The sequence below is a fragment of the Micromonospora sp. NPDC047465 genome (genome assembly GCF_040643125.1).
In the GTDB taxonomy this organism is placed as follows: Bacteria; Actinomycetota; Actinomycetes; order Mycobacteriales; family Micromonosporaceae; genus Micromonospora.
In genome coordinates this window covers 1-23,488 of the sequence record NZ_JBEYTP010000010.1, presented here as the reverse complement: position 1 = coordinate 23,488, position 23,488 = coordinate 1, and the positions used below count along the sequence as shown (strand labels likewise).

Here is a 23,488-nt window from a genome sequence, read left to right as displayed (position 1 = left end):
GAACCGTAACTTCCGGGTCGATGTGGGAGTTTGCGGTGTGTCGGGCGCGGGCTTGTTATAGCCTCTCGAACATGCGTACGAACGAGGTGATGAGCCGGCTCGAAGCCGCCGTCAGCGCTCTGGGGGACGTTGATGTCTCCGCGTGGCCCGAGGACACGCTCAAGGAACAGCTCGGTGAGCTCTCCGCCGCCCTGGTCGCGCTCGACACGGTGCTCTCCCGGGTCGCCGACGAGATCCGCGCCCGCGGGCTCCGCATCGAGGAGCCCGTCTCGGCCTGACCGCCCGGCCGCGTGACGACCCGGGCACGGCAATGCCCGGGTGGTGTCGGGGGTGGCTGGCAGGATGGACCCGTGCGGTTCATCGACCTGGCAGCCACCTCCGCCGCCGTCGGCGCCACCCGGGCCCGGCGGGCCAAGGTGGAGCTGCTCGCCGAGGCGCTGCGGTCGCTCGACCCCGACGAGGTCGCGGCCGGCTCGGGGTGGCTGGCCGGCGAGCTGCGCCAGCGGCAGACCGGGGTGGGCTGGGCGAGCCTGCGTGACCTGCCGCCCCCGGCGGCCGAGCCGACCCTGACCGTGGCCGCCGTCGACGCGGCCGTCGACGAGATCGCGGCGGTGCGTGGGCCGGGTTCGCAGGCCCGCCGCCGGGCGCTGCTCGGTGCGCTCTACGCCGCCGCCACCGCCGACGAGCAGCGGCTGCTGACCGGCCTGTTCAGCGGCGAGCTGCGGCAGGGCGCCCAGGCGGGGCTGCTCGCCGACGCGGTGGCCCGGGCGGCCGACGTGCCGGTCGCCGCCGTACGCCGGGCTCTGCTGCTCGCCGGCGACCTGCGGGCGGTCGCGGTCGCCGCGCTCGACGGCGGCGCGCCGGCGCTGGCCGCCTTCGGCCTCCAGGTCGGCCGCCCGCTCGCGCCGATGCTGGCCCAGAGCGCGCCCTCGGTGGACGAGGCGCTCGCCGCCACCGGGACGCCCGCCGTTGTCGACGTCAAGCTCGACGGCATCCGGATCCAGGTGCACCGCTCCGGCCACGACATCGCCGTCTTCACCCGCAGCCTCGACGACATCACCGCCCGGGTGCCCGAGGTGGTCGCCGCCGTGCGGGCGCTGCCCGCCCGCGAGCTGGTGCTCGACGGCGAGGCGATCGGGCTCGACGCGACGGGCCGGCCGCTGCCCTTCCAGGAGACGTCGAGCCGCGCGGCGCGGCGCACCACGCCGAGCACCACCGGCCGGGCCCCGGTCGCCCCGGCCGTGCTCGCCGCCGCCGAGTCCACCGGCGAGACGGTGCTGACGCCGTACTTCTTCGACCTGCTGCACCTCGACGGCAACGACCTGATCGACCTGCCCGGCCGGGAGCGCTGGGCCGCGCTCGCCGCGGCCGTCGACCCTCCGCTGCTGGTCGGTCGGATGGAGGTCGACGGCCCGGAACGGGCCGGCGAGGCGTTCGCCGCCGCGGTCGACGCCGGCCAGGAGGGGGTCGTGGTGAAGGCGCCCGACGCCCCCTACGACGCCGGCCGCCGGGGCGCCGCCTGGGTCAAGGTGAAGCCCCGGCACACCCTCGATCTGGTGGTGCTCGCGGTGGAGTGGGGCAGCGGCCGGCGCCAGGGCTGGCTGTCCAACCTGCACCTCGGCGCGCGGGACCCGCGCACCGGCGACTTCGTGATGCTCGGCAAGACGTTCAAGGGCCTGACCGACGAGGTGCTGCGCTGGCAGACCGAGCGGTTCCTCTCCCTCGCCGTCGAGCGCGGCGACTGGGTGGTGCGGGTCCGCCCCGAGCAGGTGGTCGAGATCGCCTTCGACGGGGTGCAGAGCAGTTCCCGCTACCCGGGCGGGGTGGCGCTGCGCTTCGCCCGGGTGGTGCGCTACCGCGACGACAAGACGGCGGCCGAGGCCGACACCATCGACGCCGTACGCGCGATCCACGCAGGGCGGGCCGGCGGCTGACCGCCCGGCGGGGGTGTGCCGGGCGGCGCGAGCCGTGGGCGGGTCACATGTTCGACAGCGACCGGGCGTAGTTGACCTGGTTGTTGATGTGCTGCACCTGGGCCTGGTTCGCGACGGGGATCCGGGCCACGTACTGCTGGGCGCCGTTCGACACGGTGACCTGCACGGTGCCGTGGTGCCGGGTCTCCTTGATCAGCAGGAACAGCAGGCTGAAGAAGGTCAGGCAGAAGAAACCGACGATGGCGCACACCACCGCCCAGGTGGCGGTCTTCTGCTCCTGCTGCCAGTGGTCGACGACGTGCCAGGAGGCGCCGGCGAGCGGCAGCACGCCGGCCGGCGTACGGATCACCGGCGGGCTCACCATGATCTCGCCGATCTGCACCGCCACCGCGCCCTGCGCGGACGGCGGGTAGCCGGCCGGCAGCGGGCCCGGCTGCCCGGCCGCGGGCGCCATCACCGGCGGGTGCGGTCCCGGCCGGACCAGATCCGTACCGGGCGCCGCCGCGTAGGGCTGGGCGGGCGGGGCGGAGTAGGGCTGGGCGGGCGGGGCGGAGTACTGCGCGGTTGCCGGCGGGGCGGAGTAAGGCTGGGCCGGTGGGGCGGAGTACTGCGCGGCTGCCGGCGGGGCGGAGTCCGGGCCCGGGAACGGCGGTGCGAGGTGGTGCGGCGCTGCCGGCGGCGCCTGGTGGCCGGTCGAGACCGGGGCGGCTGCCCAGGGATCGGTCGTCGGGTGCGGCTGAGTCGCCGGCTCCGAGGGCGGCAGCGGCATGGTGGGATCAGGGGTCACCGCGAACCCCCACACAAATTGATCATTAGCGGACCCTACAACGGGACCGGTGCGGCCGAGGAACCCCGGATCGTCCGTCCAGCGCCCCGGACGGCGCGGCGGACCGCGTCGCTCAGGCGACGCTGTGCGACGCCGGCTCCGCGGCGCGGTCGGTGGGCCGCTCCTGCCCCACGCCGGCCAGCCGGCGGGCCTCCCGGCGGGCCACCCAGCCGTAGCCGAAGAGGGTCATCGCGGCGAAGATCCACCACTGCACGACGTAGCCGAAGTTCTGCCAGTTGTTGGTGTGCCCGACCGGCACGTCCTTGAAGGTCGGGTCGGCCGCCGGGGTCTGCTCGTCCAGCAGCAGGTACGCCCCGTGCACCGGGTACGGCAGCTCCTGGGCCAGCCGGGGCACGCCGATCCGCCGGGTCTCCAGCTTGCCGTCGCGCCGGGTGACGCCGACGGAGCCGCTCTCGCTCAGATGCACCCGGCCCGTCACGGTGACCTCACCGGTGGGGGCGGGCGGCACGTCCGGCTGGACAGTCGCGTCGCCGCCCGGGGCCGGCGGGATCCAACCCCGGTCCACCAGCACCGCCGTGCCGTCGGCCAGCACGAGCGGGGTGAGCACCTCGAAGCCGACCGTGCGCTCCACGGCGCGGCCCCGGACCAGGACGACGTTCGCGGAGTCGTACCGGCCCGTCACGGTGACCTTGGTCCAGGACCTCTCCTCGGCGGGCGCGGGTCCGGCCGTGCCGCTGCCGCCGGTCGGGGCGGGCAGCACGTCGCGCAGCGGGACCGGGTCCATCCGCAGGCCGGCGTCGATCCGTTCGTTGATCGCCGTACGCCCGTGGTAGCGGTCCAGCTGCCAGTTTCCGAGCAGCACCATCACCGCCGCGGCGACCAGGGTCAGCGCGAGGATGCCCAGCCAGCGCGGCGTCAGCAGGAACCGGTACACGACCACGAGGCTACCCCTGTGCTCCGGGCCACCGCCCTCGACGGCCCCGATCCGCGCCGGCCAGCGACCTCGGCGGCCCCGATCCGCGTCGGGTCACCGGTCTCGGCGGCCCCGATCCGCCCCCGGCGCCGCGCGCCCGACAGGTCCGCTCGGCGGCGGCCACCTGCCGCCCGCGTCGGCTATCGTCACGCGGGCGGACCGCGCGGTCGGCCCGCCGCAGGGTTCCCCCGCCGCCCCGCAGGGAGTCAATGATGACCGTCGTGCCGCGCCTGGTGCTCAGTGCGCCGTCCTCCGGCCACGGCAAGAACACGCTGGCGATCGGGCTGCTCGCGGCGTTCGCCGACCGGGGCGTCGACGTCGCCGGGTTCAAGATCGGTCCGGACCACGTCGACGCCGCGTACCTCGGGCTGGCCGCGGGCCGCCCCGGTCGCACCCTCGACCCCCGGCTGGTCGGCGCCGACCGGATCGCCCCGCTGGTCGCCCACGGGGCTTCGGGCGCCGGGCTCGCGCTGGTGCAGGGCAGCATGGGGCTGTACGACAGCCTCGCCGGCCGTCCGGAGAGCGAGTCGACGGCCGCCGTGGCGGCCGCGCTGCGCAGCCCCGTCGTGCTGGCGGTGGACGTCGCCGCGATGGGGCAGTCGGTGGCCGCCCTGGTGCACGGCTTCCGGGCGTACGACGAGCAGCTCTGGCTCGGCGGGGTGGTCCTGAACCGGGTGGCCTCGGCGCGGCACGAGGAGCTGCTGCGCGCGGCGCTCGACGACATCGGCGTACCGGTCTACGGGGTGCTGCGCCGCCACGACCTGCCGGCGGTGCTGCCGTCGCGCCGGCACGGGGCGGTCCCCGCGCTCGCCCGCACCGGTGAGGCCACCCGCGCCGTACGCCGGCTCGGCGAGGCGGTCGCCGCCACGGTCGACCTGGACCGGCTGCTGGGGCTGGCCCGCTCCGCCCCGCCCCTGCCGGCGCCGCCGTGGTCGCCCGCGGCCGACCGGCCCGCCGCCGGCCCGCGCCCGGTCGTCGCGGTCGCCGGGGCGGCGGGCGGCAGCTACGGCCACGCCGAGGCCACGGAGCTGCTCCGGGCGGCCGGCGCGGAGGTGGTGACGGTCGACCCGCTGCACGACGAGGCGCTGCCCGCCGGTGCCGCCGCGCTGGTCGTCGGCGGCGGGCTTCCCGAGTCGTACGCCGAGCAGCTCTCCGCCAACCGGCGGCTCTGCATCGCGGTCGCCGAGCTGGCCCGCACCGGGCGGCCGGTCGTCGCCGAGGGCGCCGGCCTGCTCTGGCTGGCCCGGGAGCTGGACGGGCTGCCCATGTGCGGGGTGCTCGACGCGGTCGGGACCAGCCGGGACGGCCTGGTCGTCGGCTACCGGGAGGCGACCGCCCTGACCGACGGCGTGGTGGCGCCGGCGGGCACGGTGGTGACCGGGCACAAGGAGCACCGTGCCGTGCTCACCCCGCGCGCCGGCGCGCGTGCGGCCTGGAGTTGGGACGGCGGGGCGCCCGAGGGCTTCGTCTGGCGGGCCGTGCACGCCTCGCAGCTCACCGTGCACTGGGCGGCGTACCCGCAGCTCGCCGCCCGGCTGGTCGACGCGGCGGCGGAGGCGGCGGCCGACCCCGCGACCGCCCGGCTCGGCGGGGTGCCCGCGTGATCGGCCAGGTGGCGGTGCGCCGCTTCCCGACGCTGACGGTCTCCACGCCCCGCACCGAGGTACGCGTGCTGACCGCCGCCGACGCGAAGGCCGCCGACGAGGTCTTCGCCGACCGGCAGACCCAGCGGTGGCTGCCGCTGGTCGACACGTCCGGCCAGATCGACGGGCTGGCCTGGTGCACCGACCTGGCCCGGCAGCGGCGTGACAGCGGCGACGGCGACCACTACGCGGTGGTGCGGCGGGAGGACGACCGGGTGGTCGGCTGCCTGTGGACCCGGCGCACCGACTGGGGCGCCCGGTGCACCGAGGTCTCCTATGCGATGGCGGCGCACGCGCGGGGCTTCGGGCTGGCCGCCGAGGCGGTCGACGCGCTCGCCATCGCGCTGATCCTCGAACACGGCTTCCAGCGCGTCGAGCTGCGCGTCGCCCCCGGCAACCTGGCCTCCCGCCGGGTCGCCGAGAAGGCCGGCTTCAGCTACGAGGGCCTGCTGCGCAACGCCGGCTTCGTCCGGGGCGGCCGGGTCGACCTGGAGGTCTGGTCCTTCGTCGCCGCCGACCTCCGCTGACCGTGAGGCTGCCGGGTCAGCCGACGATGCGGTCCGAGGGCGGGGTGAACTGGCGGGTGGGCTTCCCCTTGAGCGCGTCACGGAGGGTCTCCGCGACCGCGGCGATCGGGATCTGGGACTGGCCGTCGCCGACCGCGTTGAACGGGTTGTCCGGGTCGGAGATGAAGCTCGCCGCCGCCAGCTCCGGGGTGTAGCCGACGAACCAGGCCGACCGGGTGCTGTCGGTGGTGCCCGTCTTGCCCGCGACCGGCCGACCGACCGTGCCCCGTACGCTGTCCGCCGTCGACCAGCCGCCGCAGCTCCCGCGGGCCGGGGTGTCGCCGGTCGGGCAGCGGGCGGCGTCGGTGGCGGCCCGGGCCGCGTCGGCGTTCACCACCTGCCGGCAGCGCGGCTTGGCGACCTCGCGTTCGATCCCGGAGGCGGTCTTCCAGGTGGTCGGCGTGCCGTCCCGGTTGTAGATCGCCTGCACGGGGATCGCCTCGCAGTACCGGCCGTCCGCGGCGATCGCGGCGTACGCGTTCGCCATCTCCAGCGGGGTGGCGTCGGAGACGCCCAGGGTGAACGCGCCCCACGTCTTCGCCTTGGCCGGGGACGCGTGCTCCCGGTCGACGTCGGTGCGCCAGCGCAGCCCGAGCTGCTCGGCGAGGCGGACCGCCTTGTCGGCGCCGACCTGCTCCTCCAGCCACACGAAGTACGTGTTCACCGACTTGCCGAAGCCGGACCACATGGTCTGGTTACCGGACATCGCGCCGCTGGCGTTGGACGGCGCCCAGCCGTCGTAGACCTCGGAGCGGTACCGGTACGGGGCGTTGAACGAGGTGGACAGCGGCATGCCCGCGTTCAGCGCGGCCAGCATCGGGAACATCTTGAACGTCGAACCGGCCTGGTAGCCCGGCAGGTCACCGCCGCCGAGCAGGGGCGCCACCGTGTTGGGGTAGTTCGCCTTGACGTTCGGCCCGGCCTCCGGGTTGGAGCTGGGTGGGTTCTCGTCCAGCTTCAGCGAGTACGTCCGGTTCACCGCCATCGCCTTCACCCGTCCGGTCCCGGGCTCGGAGACCACGATGCCGTTGGCGAACGGGCTGCCGGTGTTCTCCTTGCTGCCGACGTTCTGCTCGGCGGCCGCCTGGATCTTCGGATCCATGCTGAGCACGATGCGGTAGCCGCCCCGGCGCAGCTTGTCCATCCGTTCCAGCCGGTTCTCCCCGAACGCGGGCTGCGCGCTCCACCAGTTCTTCAGGTAGTCGCAGGCGAAGCCCCAGCTGTTCCACTTCTCCGGCACCGCCGCGCAGTCGTTCGGCGGGTAGGTCAGCTTCAGCCGGATCGGCTCGGTCTTGGCCTGCGCCACGTCGTCGGGCGAGAGGTAGCCGAGCTGGCTCATCCGGTCCAGCACGTAGTTGCGCCGGCCGGTGGCGTCCTTCTGGTCCGAGGTGGCCGGGTCGTACTCGGACGGGGACTTGACCAGCCCGGCGAGGGTGGCCGCCTCGACCGGCGTGAGGTCCTTCGGGGGCTTGGAGAAGAAGATCTCGCTGGCCGCGTAGATGCCGTACGCCCGGTGCCCGAAGTAGGCGGAGTTGAGGTAACGCTCGAGGATCTGCTCCTTGCTCAGCTCCTTCTCCAGGTCCAGTGCCATCCGCATCTCCCGGACCTTGCGCAGGCTGGTCTGCTGGGTGGCCTCCTGCACCTCCTTCGGCGTCTTCGCGCTGTCGCGCAGCGCCATCCGGACGTACTGCATGGTGAGGGTGGAGGCGCCCTGGGAGACGCCGCTGGAGCGGGCGTTGGCCACGAAGGCGCGGGCGACGCCCTTCGGGTCGACGCCCCGGTGCTGGTAGAAGCGGTTGTCCTCGGCGGCGACGATCGCCTGCTGCATGTTCGGCGAGATGTCCGCCAGCTTCGTGTACTGCCGGTACTCCTCGTAGAACATCGTCAGCACCGTCTTGCCGTCGGGCGCGTAGAGGTACGACGTCTCGGCCGGCAGCGCGGTGGTGAGGATCTTGGTCTTGTGCTCCATGGCGTGCGCCGTGACCTTCGCGCCGAGGCCGGTGGCGGCGGCCACCGGGTAGGCCACGGCGGCGACCACGATGCCGGCGATCAGCCCGGCGCGGAGAAGGGGAAGGAGACGACCAGCGGCAGCAAGGGGTCGGTTGCTCACAGGGCCAAGTTATGACAATTCCGATTCGCACCTGAGAAATATTCATAAACGCCCGTGTGGTGACGCGCCCCACGCCGCGATCCGCTGTCCCGTGCGCCGCCTTCCCGGCAGGATCGCGGACATGCGTGGTCAGCCGACCGAGACCCTCCCCGCCGCCGAGCCCGGACCCGACCCCACGGGAACCGGACCCGACCCCGCGACGCCCGCACCCGACCCCGCGACGCCCGCACCCGACCCCGCGGGGAACGAGCCCGACCTCACCCACCACGGGGACGCCGAGGTGGGCGACGGGCTGGTCGACCTCGCCGTCAACGTGCGGCGGGACGCCATGCCGGACTGGCTGGCCGACCCGATCACCGCCGCCCTCGGCGACCTCGCCGCGTACCCCGACCCGGGGCCGGCGCGGGCCGCCGTCGCCGCCCGGCACGGGCGCCCGCCGGCCGAGGTGCTGCTGACCGCGGGCGCGGCCGAGGGCTTCGTGCTGCTGGCCCGGGCGCTGCGGGGCGTACGCCGGCCGGTGGTGGTGCACCCGCAGTTCACCGAGCCGGAGGCGGCGCTGCGCGCGGCCGGGCACCAGGTGGAGCGGGTGCTGCTCGACGCGGGCGACGACTTCCGGCTCGACCCGGCCCGGGTGCCCGCCGACGCCGACCTCGTCATGATCGGCAACCCGACCAACCCCACCTCCGTGCTGCACCCCGCCGCCGACCTGGCCGCGCTGGCCCGGCCCGGCCGGGTGCTGGTGGTCGACGAGGCGTTCGCCGACACCACGGTCGCGGCGGGGGTGGCCGGCGAACCGGAGTCCCTGGCCGCCCGCCGGGACCTGCCCGGCCTGGTGGTGGTCCGCAGCCTCACCAAGACCTGGGGACTGGCCGGCCTGCGGATCGGCTACCTGCTCGGCGAGGCCGCGCTGCTGGAGCGGCTGGCCGCCGCCCAGCCGCTGTGGGCCGTCTCCACCCCGGCCCTGGCCGCCGCGTCGGCCTGTGCCACGCCCGTCGCGGTCGAGGCCGAGCGCGCCATCGCCGCCCGGCTCGCCGCCGACCGCGCGCACCTGGTCGCCCGCCTGTCGGCCCTGCCCGGCGTACGCGTCGCCGGCCGGCCCGCCAGCGCGTTCGTGCTCGTGCACCTGCCCGGGGCCGCCGAGGTGCGCACCGCCCTGCGGCAGCGCGGCTGGGCGGTGCGCCGGGGCGACACGTTCCCCGGTCTCGGGCCGGACTGGCTGCGGATCGCCGTGCGCGACCCGGCCACCACCGACGCGTTCACCGAGGTACTGGTGGAGATCCTGGAGGCATGATGCTGGAGACCACGATCGCGGCGATCCGGCCGCCGGACGAGCCGGCGATGGCCGCCGCCCGGGAGTTGCAGGGGCGGCTGACCAAGCCCGCCGGCTCGCTCGGCGCCCTGGAGGAGCTCTCCGTACGCCTCGCCGGCCTGGCCGGGCACTGCCCGCCGCCGCTGCCGGAGCCGGCCGCGGTCGCGATCTTCGCCGGCGACCACGGCGTGCACGCCCAGGGGGTGACCCCCTGGCCGCAGGAGGTCACCGCGCAGATGATCGGGAACTTCCTGGCCGGCGGGGCGGTGGTCAACGCGTTCGCCCGGCAGGCCGGTGCCTCCGTCACCGTGGTCGACGTCGGCGTGGCCACCCCGCTGCCGGTCCCCGACGCGCCGGCGGCGGACCCCGCCGGGGCGGGCGCCACCGGAGGCGCGCCGGCCCGGGACGTGCCCCGGCTGGTCGCGGCGAACGTCCGACCCGGCACCCGGGACCTGGCGGTCACGGCCGCGCTCACCCGGGACGAGGCCCGGGCGGCGGTGGAGACCGGCATCCGGGTGGCCGGCGAGCTGGTCGACGCGGGCGCGGGCATCCTGCTCACCGGGGACATGGGCATCGGCAACACGACGCCGGCCGCCGCCCTGATCGCCGCGTTCGTCGGCATCGACCCGGCGGAGACGACCGGCCGGGGCACCGGGGTCGACGACCCCACATACGCCCGCAAGGTGGACGTGGTGCGCGCCGCGCTGCGCCGGCACGCCCCCGACCCGGCCGACCCGCTGGGCGTGCTGGCCGCCGTCGGTGGCCTGGAGCACGCCGCCCTGGCCGGACTGATCCTGGGCGCCGCCGCCCGACGGACCCCGGTCCTGCTGGACGGGGTCATCGCGGTCTCCGCGGCCCTCGCCGCGGCGGCCCTCGCCCCGCACGCCGTGACCGCCATGGTGGCCGGGCACCGTTCCGCCGAGCCGGGCGCCACCGTCGCGCTGCGCCGGCTGGGGCTGGAGCCGCTGATCGACCTGGGGCTGCGCCTCGGCGAGGGCACCGGCGCGCTGCTCGCGCTGCCGGTGGTCACCGGCGCGGTCCGGGTGCTGCACGAGGTCGCCACCTTCGACTCGGCGGGAGTGGCCGAGAAGTGAGCGGGCGAACCATCCGGCCCAGTGGCGTGGCGCCCCGCGTCGGGGCGCGGAGTGAGGGGGCGGCGTGAGCGGCAACCCGTACCCCCTGGGCCTGCGGCTCGCCGGCCGGCGGGTGGTCGTGGTGGGTGGGGGAACGGTGGCCACCCGCCGCGTGCCCGCCCTGCTCGACGCCGGCGCGGACGTCTTCCTCGTCGCGCCGGAGCTGACCCCGGCGCTGCGGTCGCACGTCGACGCCGGACGGCTGCACTGGGCGCCGCGCCGGTTCGCCCCCGACGACCTGGACGGCGCGTGGCTGGTCCAGGTCGCGGTCGACGACCCGCTCGCCGCCGCGTCGGTCAGCGCCGCCGCCGCCGAGCGCCGCATCTTCTGCGTACGCGCCGACGACCGGGCCGCCGCCACCGCCTGGACCCCGGCGGTGACCCGACACGGGCCGGTGACCGTGGCGGTGCTCGGCGGCGGCGACCCGCGCCGGGCGATGGCCGTCCGCGACGCGGTCCGCGACCTGCTGGATGCGGGGACGGGCCCCCTTCCGACGCCTGCGGTGGGGGAAGGGACCCGGCCGCGCGCCCGGGCCGGGCGGGTGGCGCTCGTCGGGGCCGGGCCCGGCGACCCGGAGCTGATCACCGTGAAGGGTTGGCGGCTGCTCACCGAGGCGGACGTGGTGGTCGCCGACCGGCTGGTGCCGGGGTTGCTCCTCGACGAGCTGCGCGCCGACGTGGAACTCGTGGACGCCTCGAAGATCCCGTACGGGCCGTCCCGGGCCCAGGAGGAGATCAACCGGATCCTGGTGGACCGGGCGCTGGCCGGGAAGTTCGTGGTGCGGCTCAAGGGCGGCGACCCGTACGTCTTCGGCCGGGGCGGCGAGGAGTTGCTGGCCTGCGCGGCGGCGGGCGTGCCGGTGACAGTGGTACCCGGCGTGACCAGCTCCGTCGCGGCACCGGCCGCGGCCGGCATCCCGGTCACCCACCGGGCGGTGGCCCACGAGTTCACGGTGGTCTCCGGGCACGTCGCACCCGACTCGCCGGCCTCCCTGGTCCGCTGGGAGGCGCTGGCCGGGCTGCGCGGCACGCTGGTCGTCCTGATGGGGCTGAAGAACCTCGCCGCGATCACCGCGACGCTGGTCGCGCACGGCCGCCCGGCCGAGACGCCGGCCGCGGTGGTGCAGGAGGCGACGACCGGCTCGCAGCGGGTGCTCCGCTCCACGCTCGGCGCGGTGGCCGCCGACGTGGTCGCCGCCGACCTGCGGCCGCCGGCCGTCGTCGTGGTGGGAGACGTGGTCACTGCCCTCGCCGGGGCTGGTGTTGAGGGATGAGCGACGGCGGCCGGAGACTGGGTCTCCGGCCGCCGTCTGAGCTGGTCAGGTCACTGCTTGAGCATGTTGTCCAGCAGCAGGGCGCAGCGGATCAGCCCGAGGTGGCTGTACGCCTGCGGGTGGTTGCCCAGACCGCGCTCGGCCAGCGGGTCGTACTGCTCGGGGAGCAGGCCGGTCGGGCCGGCGGTGTCCACCATCTGCGCGAACAGCTCCTCGGCGTCGGTACGCCGCCCGGTGCGCAGGTACGCCTCGATCAGCCACGCCGTGCAGATGTGGAAGCCGCCCTCGCGCCCCGGCAGGCCGTCGTCCCAGTGGTAGCGGTAGACGACCGGCCCGCTGCGCAGGTCCGCCTCGATCCGCAGCACCGTGGAGAGGAAGCGCGGGTCGTCGCCGGGGAGCAGGCCGGACAGCCCGATCCACAGCGACGAGGCGTCCATGTCCTCGTCCCCGTACGCCACGCTGTACGCCTCGACGGCCTCGTGCCAGCCGTACTCCAGCACGTTGGCGCCGATCCGGTCGCGCAGCTCCACCCACTCCGGCCGGTCCTCGCCGCCGTGCTGGCGTACGACGTGCAACGCCCGGTCGACGGTCATCCAGCACATGACCTTGGAGAAGATGTGGTGCCGCGGGGGGAGGCGGGCCTCCCAGATGCCGTGGTCGGGCTCGTGCCAGCGGCGGCGGACCGCCTCGACCATGTTCTCCAGCACCCGCCACTCGTCCTCGCGGACCGAGCCCCGGGCGTCGGCGACGGCGGCGATCAGGTCCGCGATCGGGCCGAAGACGTCGAGCTGGAGCTGGTGGTTGGCGAGGTTGCCGACGCGGACCGGCCGGGAGCCGGCGTAGCCGGGCAGCGTGTCGATGACCGCCTCGGCGCCCAGCTCGTAGCCGTCCACCGTGTAGAGCGGGTGCAGCCGCTCCGGGTGCCCGCCGGTGCGCTCGATGCACCCGTCGACCCAGCGCAGCAGCGCCTCGGCCTCCTCGATCGAGCCCAGGTCGACCAGCGCCCGCGCGGTCATCGCCGCGTCCCGCAACCAGCAGTAGCGGTAGTCCCAGTTGCGGACGCCGCCCAGTTCCTCGGGCAGCGAGGTGGTCGCGGCGGCGAGGATCGAGCCGGTGGCCTCGTGGCAGAGCCCCCGCAGGGTCAGCGCGCTGCGGGCCACCATGTCCCGCGCGGTGCCGGGCAGCCGGAGCGAGGCGACCCAGTCCTTCCACGGCTGCTCGGCGAGGGCCTGCCGCTCGTGGACCGGCAGCCGGTGGTGTTCCAGGCTGTGCGTGGCGAAGCGCAGCTCCAGCACGACCTGCCCGCCGGCGGCGGAGAGGTCGACGACCGCCTTGGCCGTCTCGTAGTTGCCGCCGTCGCTGCTGACCTGCCACTCGACCCCGGGTGAGTAGAGCGCGACCGGCTCGTTGGAGCCGAGCACCAGCAGGCCGTCGCCGAGCGGCTGCAACTGCACCGCGACCTGGCCGAACTCGGGCCGGGGCGCGAACTCCAGCCGGACCCGGCCGGAGCCGGTGAGCACCCGGACGAGGGTCGAGTCGCCGGTGATGACAGCCGGGCCGTCGGGCGTGGTCTCGGTGGCCGGCTTGTCCAGCCAGTCGGTGACGGTCAGGCCCGACCACCGGGTCTCGACGGTCATCGTGCCCGAGCGGTAGCGCTGGCCGAGCGGGATGCCCCCGCGCTCCGGGGCGACGCTGAAGTGCCCGGCCGGGCTGCCGCCGACGAGGTCGGCGAAGATCGCCGCCGAGTCCGGCTTGGGGTGGCAGAGCCAGGTGATCTTGGCCTCGGGGGTGAGCAGCGCCACCGTGCGGCCGTTGGCCAGCATCGAGTGCCGCTCGATCGGCACCGCCCGCTCGCCGAAGAGCCAGTGCCGGCGGGTCTCGAGCAGCAGGCCGAGGGCCCGGGCGGCCTCGATCGGGTCGGCCACCCGGTAGCCGGCCTGGGTGTCGCCGGGGCCGATCTTGATGCCGACGTCCGGCCCGTGCAGGTTGCCGAAGGCGTTCTCGTCGGTGACGTCGTCGCCGATGAAGAGCACCGCGCTGGCGGAGAGCTGGGTGCGCAGCTGGTCGACGGCCGTGCCCTTGTGGGTGGCGACCACCGACAGCTCGATGACCTCCTTGCCCTGGGTGACGGTGACGTCCTCCCAGGTGGCGGGGCCGGTGCGGACCGCCTCGATGGCGGCGGCGGCGACCTGCGGGTCGACCCCGCGGGTGTGCACCGCGACGCTCGCCGGCTTGCGCTCCAGCCGGATGCCCGGGTGCGCCGTGGCGATCTCGCGCAGCGCGTCCCGCAGCCGGGTGCGCACGGCGATCAGCTCGGGGGAGAGCCGCTCGACGAAGCCGATGTCGAACTCGGAGCCGTGGCTGCCGACCAGGTGCACCTCGCTGGGCAGCCGGGAGAGCGCGGCCAGGTCGCGCAGGGCCCGCCCGGAGACCACCGCCACGGTGGTCTGGGGCAGGGCGGCCAGCGCCCGGACGGCGGCCACCGACTCCGGCAGCGGGACGGCCTTGCTCGGGTCCTCCACGATCGGCGCCAGGGTGCCGTCGTAGTCGCAGGCGATCAGGAGCTGCGGCACCCGGGCGATCCGGCCGATGGCGGCGCGCAGCTCCGGGTCCATCGTGCCCGCCGCGGGCGTGACGATGTCGCTGGCGGCGTTCACGCTTCCTCCGCCTCGGGCACACCGAGCTCGGTGAGGAAGGACTTGGCCCAGTGCCCCACGTCGTGGGTGCGTAGATGGCGTTGCATAGTCCGCATTCTGCGGCGGGCCTCCGGCTTCTCGACATGCACGGCCCGCAGCAGGGCGTCCTTGACCGCGTCGGGGTCGTGCGGGTTGCACAGGAACGCCTGACGCAGCTCGGTGGCCGCGCCGGCGAACTCACTGAGCACGAGCGCACCGCCCTGGTCGGCGCGTGATGCGACGTACTCCTTGGCCACCAGATTCATTCCGTCCCGGAGCGGGGTCACCATCATCACGTCGGCAGCGGCGTACATCGCGGCCAGCTCAGTGCGACTGTACGACTGATGCAGATAATGCACCGCCGGCACGCCGACCCTGCCGAATTCGCCATTAATCCGACCAACTTCCCGCTCCACCTTGACGCGAAGCGCCTGGTAGTGCTCGACCCGCTCGCGGCTGGGCGTGGCCACCTGCACCATAACCGCGTCCGGGACTGTCAACTTTCCGTCAGCGAGCAACTCGCGGAATGCCTTGAGCCGCAACTCGATGCCCTTGGTGTAGTCGAGCCGGTCGACGCCCAGGATGATCGTCTTCGGGTTGCCCAGCTCCTCGCGGATCTCCTTCGCGCGGGCCTGGATCGCCGGGTCGGCGGCCAGCCGCTCCATCTCCTTGGTGTCGATCGAGATGGGGAACGCGCCGGCCTTCACCTGGCGGCCGTCGACCTGGATCATCTGGCCCTCGTAGCGCAGCCCGAGCAGGTGCCGGGCCAGCCGGACGAAGTTCTGCGCGGCGAGCCGCTGCTGGAACCCGACCAGGTCCGCGCCGAGCAGGCCGCGCAGGATCTCGGTGCGGAACGGCATCTGCATGAACAGCTCGATCGGCGGGAACGGGATGTGCAGGAAGAAGCCGATCCGCAGGTCGGGCCGCAGCTCGCGGAGCATCGCCGGGACGAGCTGGAGCTGGTAGTCCTGGACCCAGACCGTCGCCCCCTCGGCCGCGACCTCCGCCGCGGCCTCTGCGAAGCGGGCGTTGACCAGGCGGTACGCCTCGCGCCAGCGGCGCTTGTAGGCCGGCGTCTCCACCGCGTCGTGGTAGAGCGGCCAGATCGTCGCGTTGGACTGGCCCTCGTAGTAGCGCTCCAGCTCCTCCGCGCTCAGCGGCACCGGGTGCAGCCGGATGCCCTCCAGGTCGAAGGGCTCGGGGGCGGCGCCGGTGCCGCCGGCCCAGCCGACCCAGGTGCCCTGGTGCTCGGCGAGGACGGGGTGCAGCGCGGTCACCAACCCCCCGGGGCTGCGGCGCCACTGCCGTCCCTCGGGTGTGCTCACCTCGTCGACCGGTAGCCGGTTCGCCACTACGACAAAGGAGCTGCGGACGGTCACGTTCGGCCACCTCCGGGTGCTGACGGGTCAACCGCGAATGAGCGTACTGAGCCTAGCTGCGGCGTCTGGGGCCCCGTGCCGGAGTCACCTACCCGGTCCACGTCGGCGCAACCCCGTACGTGATCTTGTCGACAGTGCCGGTCGCCTGCGGCGGCGACGCGGCGCGCCCGGCCGGCGAAGGCGGGGTGATGTGGGCGCGGGGGCGCGTACCTGTCAGGATTGACGACGGCGTGCGTGCAGCCGGCCAGCGGCCGGCGGCGGCGGACGGAAGTCGCAGCCCGCGCCCGCCGGCCCCCAGTCGCAACCTACGGAGGTAGCCCGCACCGTGGCCCAGTACATCTACGTCCTGGAAAAGGCGCGCAAGGCGCACGGCGACAAGGTCGTGCTCGACAACGTGACGCTGAGCTTCCTCCCGGGGGCCAAGATCGGTGTGGTCGGTCCGAACGGCGCCGGTAAGTCCAGCCTCCTCAAGATCATGGCGGGGTGGGACCGGCCGAGCAACGGCGAGGCCCGGCTCATGCCCGGCTACACCGTGGGCATGCTGGCCCAGGAGCCGCCGCTCAACGACGCCAAGACCGTCCTCGGCAACGTCGAGGAGGCGGTCGCGGAGACCAAGGCCAAGCTGGAGCGGTTCAACGCCATCGCCGAGCAGATGGCGACCGACTACTCCGACGAGCTGATGGAGGAGATGGGCCGGCTCCAGGAGGAGCTGGACAACGCCGACGCGTGGGACATCGACTCCAAGCTCGAGCTGGCCATGGACGCGCTGCGCTGCCCGCCGCCGGACGTCGACGTCACCAAGCTCTCCGGTGGCGAGCGCCGGCGGGTCGCGCTCTGCAAGCTGCTGCTGGAGGCGCCCGACCTGCTGCTGCTCGACGAGCCCACCAACCACCTGGACGCGGAGAGCGTGCAGTGGCTGGAGCAGCACCTGGCCAAGTACGCCGGCACGGTCATCGCGATCACCCACGACCGGTACTTCCTCGACAACGTGGCCGGCTGGATCCTGGAGCTGGACCGCGGTCGGGCCATCGGCTACCAGGGCAACTACTCCACCTACCTGGAGAAGAAGGCCGCCCGGATGGCCGTCGAGGGGCGCCGCGACGCCAAGATGAAGAAGCGCCTCGACGAGGAGCTGGAGTGGGTCCGCTCCAACGCCAAGGCCCGGCAGACCAAGTCCAAGGCCCGGCTCGAGCGGTACGAGGAGATGGCCACCGCGGCGGAGCAGACCCGCAAGCTGGACTTCGAGGAGATCCAGATTCCGCCGGGCCCGCGCCTGGGCAGCACGGTGATCGAGGTCAACGGCCTGGTCAAGGCGTTCGGCGACCGGGTGCTGATCGACGACCTGTCGTTCTCGCTGCCGCGCAACGGCATCGTCGGCGTGATCGGCCCGAACGGCGTCGGCAAGACCACCCTGTTCAAGACCATCGTCGGGCTGGAGGAGCCGACCTCCGGCTCGGTGAAGGTCGGCGACACCGTCTCGCTGTCGTACGTCGACCAGAGCCGGGCCGGCCTGGCGGGGGACAAGACGGTCTGGGAGACGGTCTCCGACGGGCTGGACCACCTGCTGGTCGGCAAGGTCGAGATGCCGTCCCGGGCGTACATCGCGGCGTTCGGCTTCAAGGGGCCGGACCAGCAGAAGCCGACCAAGGTGCTCTCCGGCGGCGAGCGCAACCGGCTCAACCTGGCGCTGACGCTGAAGATCGGCGGCAACGTGATCCTGCTCGACGAGCCGACCAACGATCTCGACGTCGAGACGCTCGGCAGCCTGGAGAACGCGCTGCTGGAGTTCCCCGGCTGCGCCGTGGTCATCTCCCACGACCGGATGTTCCTCGACCGGGTCGCCACGCACATCCTGGCCTGGGAGGGCGACGACGAGAACCCGGCCAAGTGGTTCTGGTTCGAGGGCAACTTCGAGGCGTACGAGAAGAACAAGGTCGACCGGCTCGGCGCCGAGGCGGCCCGCCCGCACCGGGTGACCTACCGCAAGCTGACCCGTGACTGACGCGGCGGACCGCTGCCGAACATGAGTGACCGATTCGTTTACCACTGCACCCTGCGGTGGTCGGACCTGGACGCGTACGGCCACGTCAACAACTCGCGCTTCCTCACCCTCTACGAGGAGGCGCGGGTGGCGTTGATGTTCGCCGGTGGCCGGGCGTGGGGCGTGGGCTCGCTCGCCGACGGGGTCGTGATCCGTCGGCACGAGGTCGACTACCTGCGCCCGGTCGACTACGCCCTCGGCCGGGCCACCGCCGAGGCGGCTCCGACGGTGCGCATCGAGCTGTGGGTGGAGGAGATCCGGGCCGCGTCCTTCACGGTCGCCTACGAGCTGTACGACGGCGACGTGCTGGCCAGCCGGGCCCGCTCCGTGCTGGTGCCGTTCGACCTGACCCGGCAGACGCCCCGGCGGGTCAGCCCGGAGGAGCGCGAGTTCCTGCTCTCGTACGCGCCGCGGCTCGGGCCGGCGTGACGGGGGCCGGGGGGCCGGCCCCCACTCCGGCGGGCGCGGCCGGCGGCGGGCACGGGATCGTGGACGCGGCCGACGCGGGGGCCTTCCTCGCCCGCCTGGTGCGGCTGGACCGGGACGCGCCGGTGCGGCTGCGGCCGACCGGCGTGGCGGGGCGTACGGCCCTCTGGGGGCGCCTGCCGTGGGGGGTGCTGGTCGTCCGCACCGTGGCCGGCGACGGCCCCGGCGACGTCACCGTCGGGGCCGGCGAGCTGCTCGCCGAGCTGGCAGCCGGCGGCGGGGCGCTGCCCCGGCGCCGGGACGAGCGGTGGCGCTGGCCGCTGCCGCCCCCGGCCAGCCGGCGGGTGGAGACGCTGCCGGCGGAGGAGTTGCGGCGGATCGCCGCGGCGGCGGCCGGCACCCTGCGCGACGCCGCCGCGCACGGCGTGGCCGGCCGGGCGGTCGGCCAGCGGGCGCTGCGCGACGCGCTGCTCGACCACGTGCCGGTGGTGGTCACCCCCGACGACCCGCCCGGCGAGCCGGTCGAGGTGACCCAGCGGATGGTCCAGGGGTTGGTCCGGATGGGCTTCCTCGGCGCCGCCGGGGAGGCTGCCGACGCGACCGGCGCGGGCGACGTCCAGGTGCGTACGGTCGGCCGTTGGGTCGGACTCGTGGGACCTTACGGAGCGATCTGGTCGCAGAAGGCTACGGATCTTGCCGTGCGGCCCCTCTGAGGTCATCCGTTCGGATGACCCATGGTCATTCTTCTGTCCTGGGGCTGTCGTTGGGGGGGTGCTTCAACCCGGCTGTCCGGGTACCGTCCATCCTCGGATCCAACGCACCGTAGGCGGCTGGATCCGCTGGGGAGTGAGGTGCGCGAACGATGCCGTGGTGGTCATGGCGCCCCGGTCCCGCCAACGGTGGCGGCGATCCGGACAGTCGGAGCGGGATCACAGTGGAGGGCACCGTCCGGGTCGGACCACCGGCCCCCCGTCAGCCGGGAGACGACTGCCCGGCGGCCGAGCGACCCGTGATGGCGGACATGCCGGCCACCGTCGAGCCGGTCACCCTGCGCCGTGTCTGCGACGCGCTCGACCTGCTCGACGTGCGCTACCTGGCCGACGGCGACGGGAACCTGCTGGCCATGTGGGAGCGGCACGCGGTGCTGGTCACCCTGGAGGGCCCCGAGGACGAGATCCTGGTGATGCGGGCCCGTCCACACGCGACGGTGCCGCCCGACTGGGCCGACCGGGCCTACCGGGTGGTCAACGAGTGGAACCACACCCGCCGCTTCTGCAAGGCCTACATCGGCGACCCGACAGAGCGCGGGCAGCTGCCGATCTACGCGGAGCTGCAGGTGCCGTTCGGCGCCGGGGCGCACGACGCGCTCCTGGTCGAGATGCTCGACTGTGGCGCGGCGGTCGCCACCAGCTTCGTCGACTGGCTGCACGACGAGGGCGCCCTGCTCTGAGTCGAGGTCGTCCTGCTCCGAGCCGAGACGGCCGCGCTGCGAGCGGAGGCGGCCGTGCGCCGAGCCGAGACGGCCGTGCGTCGACCCGAGACCGTCCGGGGCCGACGCGGCCCGCCCCGAGCCGACCCCCGTGCCCGGCGCGCGGTCAGGCGGGCCCGGCCGGGTCCTCCATCATGTTGACCATGAAGTACGCGGCCCGCTCCAGGTAGTCCCAGAGCGCGGTGGCGATCTCCGGCGGCAGGTCGAGCCGGTCGACGGCGCGGCGCATGTGCAGCAGCCACGCGTCCCGCTCGGCGGCGCCGATCCGGAACGGCGCGTGGCGCATCCGCAGCCGGGGGTGCCCGCGCTGGGCGGAGTACGAGTGCGGGCCGCCCCAGTACTGCATGAGGAACAGGGCCAGTCGGTCCGCGGCGGGGCCGAGGTCCTCCTCGGGATACATGGGACGCAGCAGCGGGTCGGTGGCGACCCCGGCGTAGAACTCGTCCACCAGCTTGCGGAAGGTGGGCTCGCCGCCCACCGCCTCGAAGAGGGTCATCGACGCGCCGGGACGGTCGGACTCACCTGCGGGATTCACCGTTCCATCCTGCCAGGTGCCATCCGCGGCGTCGGGGGGTGGCGGCTGTGCGTCAGCTCACCGCGTGCCGCTGGTAGCCCGGCTCGCCCGGCCGGCCGCCCACCGGATCGCCGTCGAGCTGCTCCGACGGGCCGCGCCGGCCGTCCCCCGACGACCCCGTCTCCGTACCGGCACCGGCGGCCAGCGGGACCGCCGTGCCCGCTGTCGCCCTGCCCGCCGCCTCGGCCCCCGCGACGGCCGCTTCGACGGCCGGCCGGCTCGGCCAGCGCAGGGCGACGAGCGCCATCAGCAGGACGCCGACCGCGCTCCACACCCCGACCACGATCGGGATCGGGTAGCGCTCGGACAGCAGCCCGGTGATCAGGACGGCCAGGCCCTGGATCACCTGGAGGCCGGTGGCCATCACCCCGAAGGCGCGCGCCCGGAAGCCGGCTGGCAGGGCCCGGACGAAGAGGCCGTTGGCCACGGGGAGCATGCCGGCGACCGCGAACCCGGAGGCCGCGGCGAGCAGCGCCACCACCAGCGCCGGCGGGTCGAACAGGGCGGGCACCAGGGCCAGCGGGGAGAGCACCGCCAACGGCCGCATCATGGTCAGCCGCCGGTCCGACCCGAACGCCCGGCCGACCACGAGGCCGCCGACGATGAAGCCGACGGGGCTGGCCGCCATGATGATCGCCTGGGCGGTGCCGGCGTCCAGCTGACCGGCGTGCTCGCTGGCCCAGGCGGCGGCCAGGCCCTCCGGCACCACGGAGAAGAGCATGGCGGCGAAGACCAGGACGGCGATGGCCCGCAGTACCGGGGTGCCGAACACGATCTGGAAGCCCTCCGCGGTCTCCCGCAACAGGTGGCTGCGGTGCGCGGCGGTCATCGCCGGCGGGCGGTCCGCCACCCCGAAGCGGACCAGCGCGGCCGACAGGGCGAACGTCGCCGCGTTGATCAGGAGCGCGACCGTGGGGTTGAAGGCGGCGATGGCGGCGCCGGCGAGGTAGCCGACGACCTGGGCGGCCTGGCCCACGCTGCTGTTGATCGACAGCCCCAGCACCAGCCGGTCCCCGGTGAGGATCAGGGGGATCAGCGCGGACTTGGCGGCCTGGCTGGGTGGGTTGGCCAGGGTGGTGGCGAAGAGCAGCGCCAGGATCAGCGGGACGGGAATGCCGGGAATGGCGATGCCGACCATCAGCACCATCCGGACGAGGTCGCAGACCACCATGACCTGCCGGTAGCGGTGCCGCTCCGCGAGCGTCGCGAGCAGGGGGCCGCCGACCAGCCAGGGCAGGTAGCTCACCGCGAACGCGGCCGCGGAGAGCGCGACCGACCGGGTCGCCTCGTAGACCAGCAGGGTGACCGCGGCCTTGGCGATGTAGTCGCCGATCCAGGAGAGAGCGCTCGCCGTGAAGACGGCGCGGTATTCGCGATCGACGAACACCTCACGGAAGGTTGCCGGCCCTTCCGGGGATGGTCGCTCGTCGGGCACCGTCGCCTCCATCGTTCCCGGGGCGGTCCACTCGTGATGGACGGGCCCGGGAACCGTCGTCAGATTCACGGATCAGCGAGGACGTGATCACGCTCTGGGGGAGCGCGTGCACCGGATTCTGCCCGATCGTCTGACAACTGGCTAGGGCGAACGGATTGATCGTCGCATCTCCGACTGAACGAACGGACGATACCCGAGGGGCCGCCCGGACCGCGACCCCCGCCGATGGCCTCCCGGCCGGCTCAGGTCGCGCCGCCCTGCCCGGTCTCGCCGGGGGCGGCGATCGGCACGCCGGGATAGAGCCGGGCGGCCGCGATCTTCGCGGTGATGCCGGAGTTCTCCAGCGCCTCGGCCAGCCGGCGCCGCAGCTCCCGGCCGACCGCGAACTGCCCGTCGGCGGTCGTCTTGACCACCGTACGGATCACCGCGCCCTCGACCGTCATCTGCTCGACGCCCAGCACCTCGGGCGCCTCGACGATCTCCGGCGCCAGCTCCGGGTCCACCGCCACCGAGGCGGCCGCGGTCCGCAGCACCGCCGTGGCCTGCTCGGTGCCGGCGAAGCCGATCGGCAGGTCCACCACGACCAGGGCCCAGCCCTGGCTCTTGTTGCCCACCCGGACGATCTCGCCGTTGCGGATGTACCAGAGCACGCCCCGCCCGTCGCGGACGGTGGTGACCCGCAACCCGACCGACTCCACCACGCCGGTCGCCTCGCCGAGGTCCACCGTGTCGCCGACGCCGTACTGGTCCTCGATCAGCATGAACAGGCCGGCGAGCAGGTCCTTGACCAGGCTCTGCGCGCCGAAGCCGAGCGCCACGCCCGCGATGCCGGCGCTGGCGAGCAGCGGGGCCAGGTCGAAGCTGAACTCCTTGAGCACCATCAGCACCGCGATGCCGAAGATGAACGCCGTGCTGAGGCTGCGCAGCACCGATCCGATCGCCTCGGCCCGCTGGCGGCGCCGCTCCGGGACGAACTCGCCCGGCTCGGCGGCGGCGGTGGGGATCCGCTCGCGCAGGGGCCGCAGCATGGTGGGCACGCCCGCGTCGGTGGTGGTGCGCACCAGCCGGCTGATCGTCCGGTGCACCAGCCACCGGGCGGCGACCGCCAGCAGCAGGATCATGACTATCCGCAGCGGCTTGAGCAGGATCCAGTAGCTGCCCTCGGCGAACCACACCGAGTTGGTGATGTCGAAGACGCTGCGGCAGAGCGCGTCGTCCAGGCAGGTCGGCGACGGGTCCGGCGTCGGCGCCTCGACGGCGGGCAGGGCGAGCGGCAGGAGGCTGGCGGTCACGCTGTCTTCGTACCGCACCGGGGGCCTCGTACTCCCGCCGACCCTCCGGGCCGTGACCGGGGCCCCGCGCGGCGCGGGTCGCGGCGGTCCGTACGAGGGCGAACCGGTCATCGTGACGGACGGGGAAACCCTTCCGGAGTGACCCCGGATTGGTACGTGCGATCCCCGGTTGGCGATGCCGCACGGACGGCCCACCCTCGACCATGGCGCAATACCTCACCAGTTCCTAGTGCTGTGTCCACTAACGTTCACCGGGTTTCCGGTGGGGTTGTGGATCCTCGCCGAATTGGCGAGCGACTCCCCACCGGTTGATGGGGCGGGCCACAGCGGGCCATCTGGACCCTCACACCGCCCGGTGGGCGGCGGGGGTCACGTCGGGACCGGCCGGTGCCGGGGAGGTGCCGGCCGGCTCGACGGTGCGTGACCACCCCAGGCAGCACAGGCAGGGC

19 protein-coding genes are annotated in these 23,488 nt (G+C 74.3%); 11 read left to right on the top strand and 8 right to left on the bottom strand.

Features of this window, described 5'->3' with window-relative positions:
* The first annotated feature begins 71 nt into the window (after positions 1-71).
* Both ABZ793_RS11935 and ABZ793_RS11930 read left to right on the top strand, forming a co-directional pair.
* Positions 72-278, top strand: a complete 207-nt coding sequence (locus ABZ793_RS11935; RefSeq protein WP_350686124.1) for a hypothetical protein — start codon at positions 72-74, stop codon at positions 276-278.
* Positions 279-350: 72 nt separating this feature from the next.
* Complete coding sequence (locus ABZ793_RS11930) at positions 351-1,934, top strand: ATP-dependent DNA ligase (protein WP_357455731.1); 1,584 nt, start codon at positions 351-353, stop codon at positions 1,932-1,934.
* A gap of 43 nt (positions 1,935-1,977) precedes the next feature.
* Here the strand turns inward: ABZ793_RS11930 and ABZ793_RS11925 are convergent, their stop codons facing one another.
* A complete protein-coding gene (locus tag ABZ793_RS11925) occupies positions 1,978-2,721 on the bottom strand; it encodes a hypothetical protein (RefSeq protein WP_357455728.1) in 744 nt (247 codons plus the stop codon).
* Between the two features lie 112 nt (positions 2,722-2,833).
* Entirely contained in the window at positions 2,834-3,661 is an 828-nt protein-coding gene (locus ABZ793_RS11920) for an SURF1 family protein (protein WP_357455725.1), read from the bottom strand.
* Between the two features lie 245 nt (positions 3,662-3,906).
* Between ABZ793_RS11920 and ABZ793_RS11915 the strand changes: the two genes are divergently transcribed.
* Both ABZ793_RS11915 and ABZ793_RS11910 read left to right on the top strand, forming a co-directional pair.
* Complete coding sequence (locus ABZ793_RS11915; protein WP_357455722.1) at positions 3,907-5,298, top strand: cobyrinate a,c-diamide synthase; 1,392 nt, start codon at positions 3,907-3,909, stop codon at positions 5,296-5,298.
* Positions 5,295-5,864, top strand: coding sequence for a GNAT family protein (locus ABZ793_RS11910; protein ID WP_357455719.1), 570 nt, complete (start codon positions 5,295-5,297; stop codon positions 5,862-5,864). The genes ABZ793_RS11915 and ABZ793_RS11910 overlap by 4 nt, the downstream gene beginning before the upstream one ends.
* A gap of 16 nt (positions 5,865-5,880) precedes the next feature.
* Here the strand turns inward: ABZ793_RS11910 and ABZ793_RS11905 are convergent, their stop codons facing one another.
* Positions 5,881-8,013, bottom strand: coding sequence for a transglycosylase domain-containing protein (locus ABZ793_RS11905; protein WP_357455717.1), 2,133 nt, complete (start codon positions 8,011-8,013; stop codon positions 5,881-5,883).
* A gap of 121 nt (positions 8,014-8,134) precedes the next feature.
* Here ABZ793_RS11905 and cobC point away from each other — a divergent pair, with 121 nt between their 5' ends.
* The 3 genes from cobC to cobA all read left to right on the top strand — a co-directional run bounded on the left by cobC (position 8,135) and on the right by cobA (position 11,728).
* Positions 8,135-9,304: an Rv2231c family pyridoxal phosphate-dependent protein CobC gene (cobC, locus tag ABZ793_RS11900; RefSeq protein WP_357455714.1), complete on the top strand. Its 1,170-nt coding sequence runs from the start codon at positions 8,135-8,137 to the stop codon at positions 9,302-9,304.
* Entirely contained in the window at positions 9,304-10,416 is a 1,113-nt protein-coding gene (gene cobT / locus ABZ793_RS11895; protein WP_357456221.1) for a nicotinate-nucleotide--dimethylbenzimidazole phosphoribosyltransferase, read from the top strand. Before cobC ends, cobT begins: the two co-directional genes overlap by 1 nt.
* Positions 10,417-10,480: 64 nt before the next feature.
* Positions 10,481-11,728, top strand: a complete 1,248-nt coding sequence (gene cobA / locus ABZ793_RS11890; RefSeq protein ID WP_357455711.1) for a uroporphyrinogen-III C-methyltransferase — start codon at positions 10,481-10,483, stop codon at positions 11,726-11,728.
* Between the two features lie 50 nt (positions 11,729-11,778).
* Here the strand turns inward: cobA and otsB are convergent, their stop codons facing one another.
* Together otsB and ABZ793_RS11880 are read right to left on the bottom strand one after the other, a co-directional pair.
* The gene (otsB, locus tag ABZ793_RS11885; RefSeq protein WP_357455708.1) at positions 11,779-14,385 is read right to left on the bottom strand and encodes a trehalose-phosphatase; all 2,607 of its coding nucleotides are present in this window, start codon (positions 14,383-14,385) and stop codon (positions 11,779-11,781) included.
* Positions 14,382-15,782: a trehalose-6-phosphate synthase gene (locus ABZ793_RS11880; protein WP_357455705.1), complete on the bottom strand. Its 1,401-nt coding sequence runs from the start codon at positions 15,780-15,782 to the stop codon at positions 14,382-14,384. Before ABZ793_RS11880 ends, otsB begins: the two co-directional genes overlap by 4 nt.
* 325 nt (positions 15,783-16,107) lie before the next feature.
* Between ABZ793_RS11880 and ettA the strand changes: the two genes are divergently transcribed.
* The 4 genes from ettA to ABZ793_RS11860 all read left to right on the top strand — a co-directional run bounded on the left by ettA (position 16,108) and on the right by ABZ793_RS11860 (position 19,699).
* Complete coding sequence (gene ettA / locus ABZ793_RS11875) at positions 16,108-17,784, top strand: energy-dependent translational throttle protein EttA (protein ID WP_350708524.1); 1,677 nt, start codon at positions 16,108-16,110, stop codon at positions 17,782-17,784.
* A gap of 21 nt (positions 17,785-17,805) precedes the next feature.
* Complete coding sequence (locus ABZ793_RS11870; protein WP_350708522.1) at positions 17,806-18,252, top strand: thioesterase family protein; 447 nt, start codon at positions 17,806-17,808, stop codon at positions 18,250-18,252.
* Positions 18,249-18,962 (top strand): hypothetical protein, encoded by a 714-nt coding sequence (locus ABZ793_RS11865; RefSeq protein WP_357455700.1) that lies wholly within the window; start codon positions 18,249-18,251, stop codon positions 18,960-18,962. Before ABZ793_RS11870 ends, ABZ793_RS11865 begins: the two co-directional genes overlap by 4 nt.
* Positions 18,963-19,111: 149 nt before the next feature.
* Positions 19,112-19,699: a YbjN domain-containing protein gene (locus tag ABZ793_RS11860; RefSeq protein ID WP_350708519.1), complete on the top strand. Its 588-nt coding sequence runs from the start codon at positions 19,112-19,114 to the stop codon at positions 19,697-19,699.
* A 145-nt stretch (positions 19,700-19,844) separates the two neighbouring features.
* On the opposite strand, the gene ABZ793_RS11855 is transcribed toward ABZ793_RS11860, so the two are convergent.
* From ABZ793_RS11855 to ABZ793_RS11845, 3 genes are all read right to left on the bottom strand, one after another.
* On the bottom strand, positions 19,845-20,234 hold the full coding sequence (locus tag ABZ793_RS11855; RefSeq protein WP_357456218.1) for a globin: 390 nt from the start codon (positions 20,232-20,234) through the stop codon (positions 19,845-19,847).
* A gap of 91 nt (positions 20,235-20,325) precedes the next feature.
* Positions 20,326-21,759 (bottom strand): MFS transporter, encoded by a 1,434-nt coding sequence (locus ABZ793_RS11850; protein ID WP_357456215.1) that lies wholly within the window; start codon positions 21,757-21,759, stop codon positions 20,326-20,328.
* A gap of 230 nt (positions 21,760-21,989) precedes the next feature.
* Positions 21,990-23,039 carry a mechanosensitive ion channel family protein gene (locus ABZ793_RS11845; protein WP_350708517.1) on the bottom strand — a complete coding sequence of 350 codons (1,050 nt, stop codon included), beginning with the start codon at positions 23,037-23,039 and terminating at the stop codon, positions 21,990-21,992.
* Positions 23,040-23,488 lie beyond the last annotated feature (449 nt).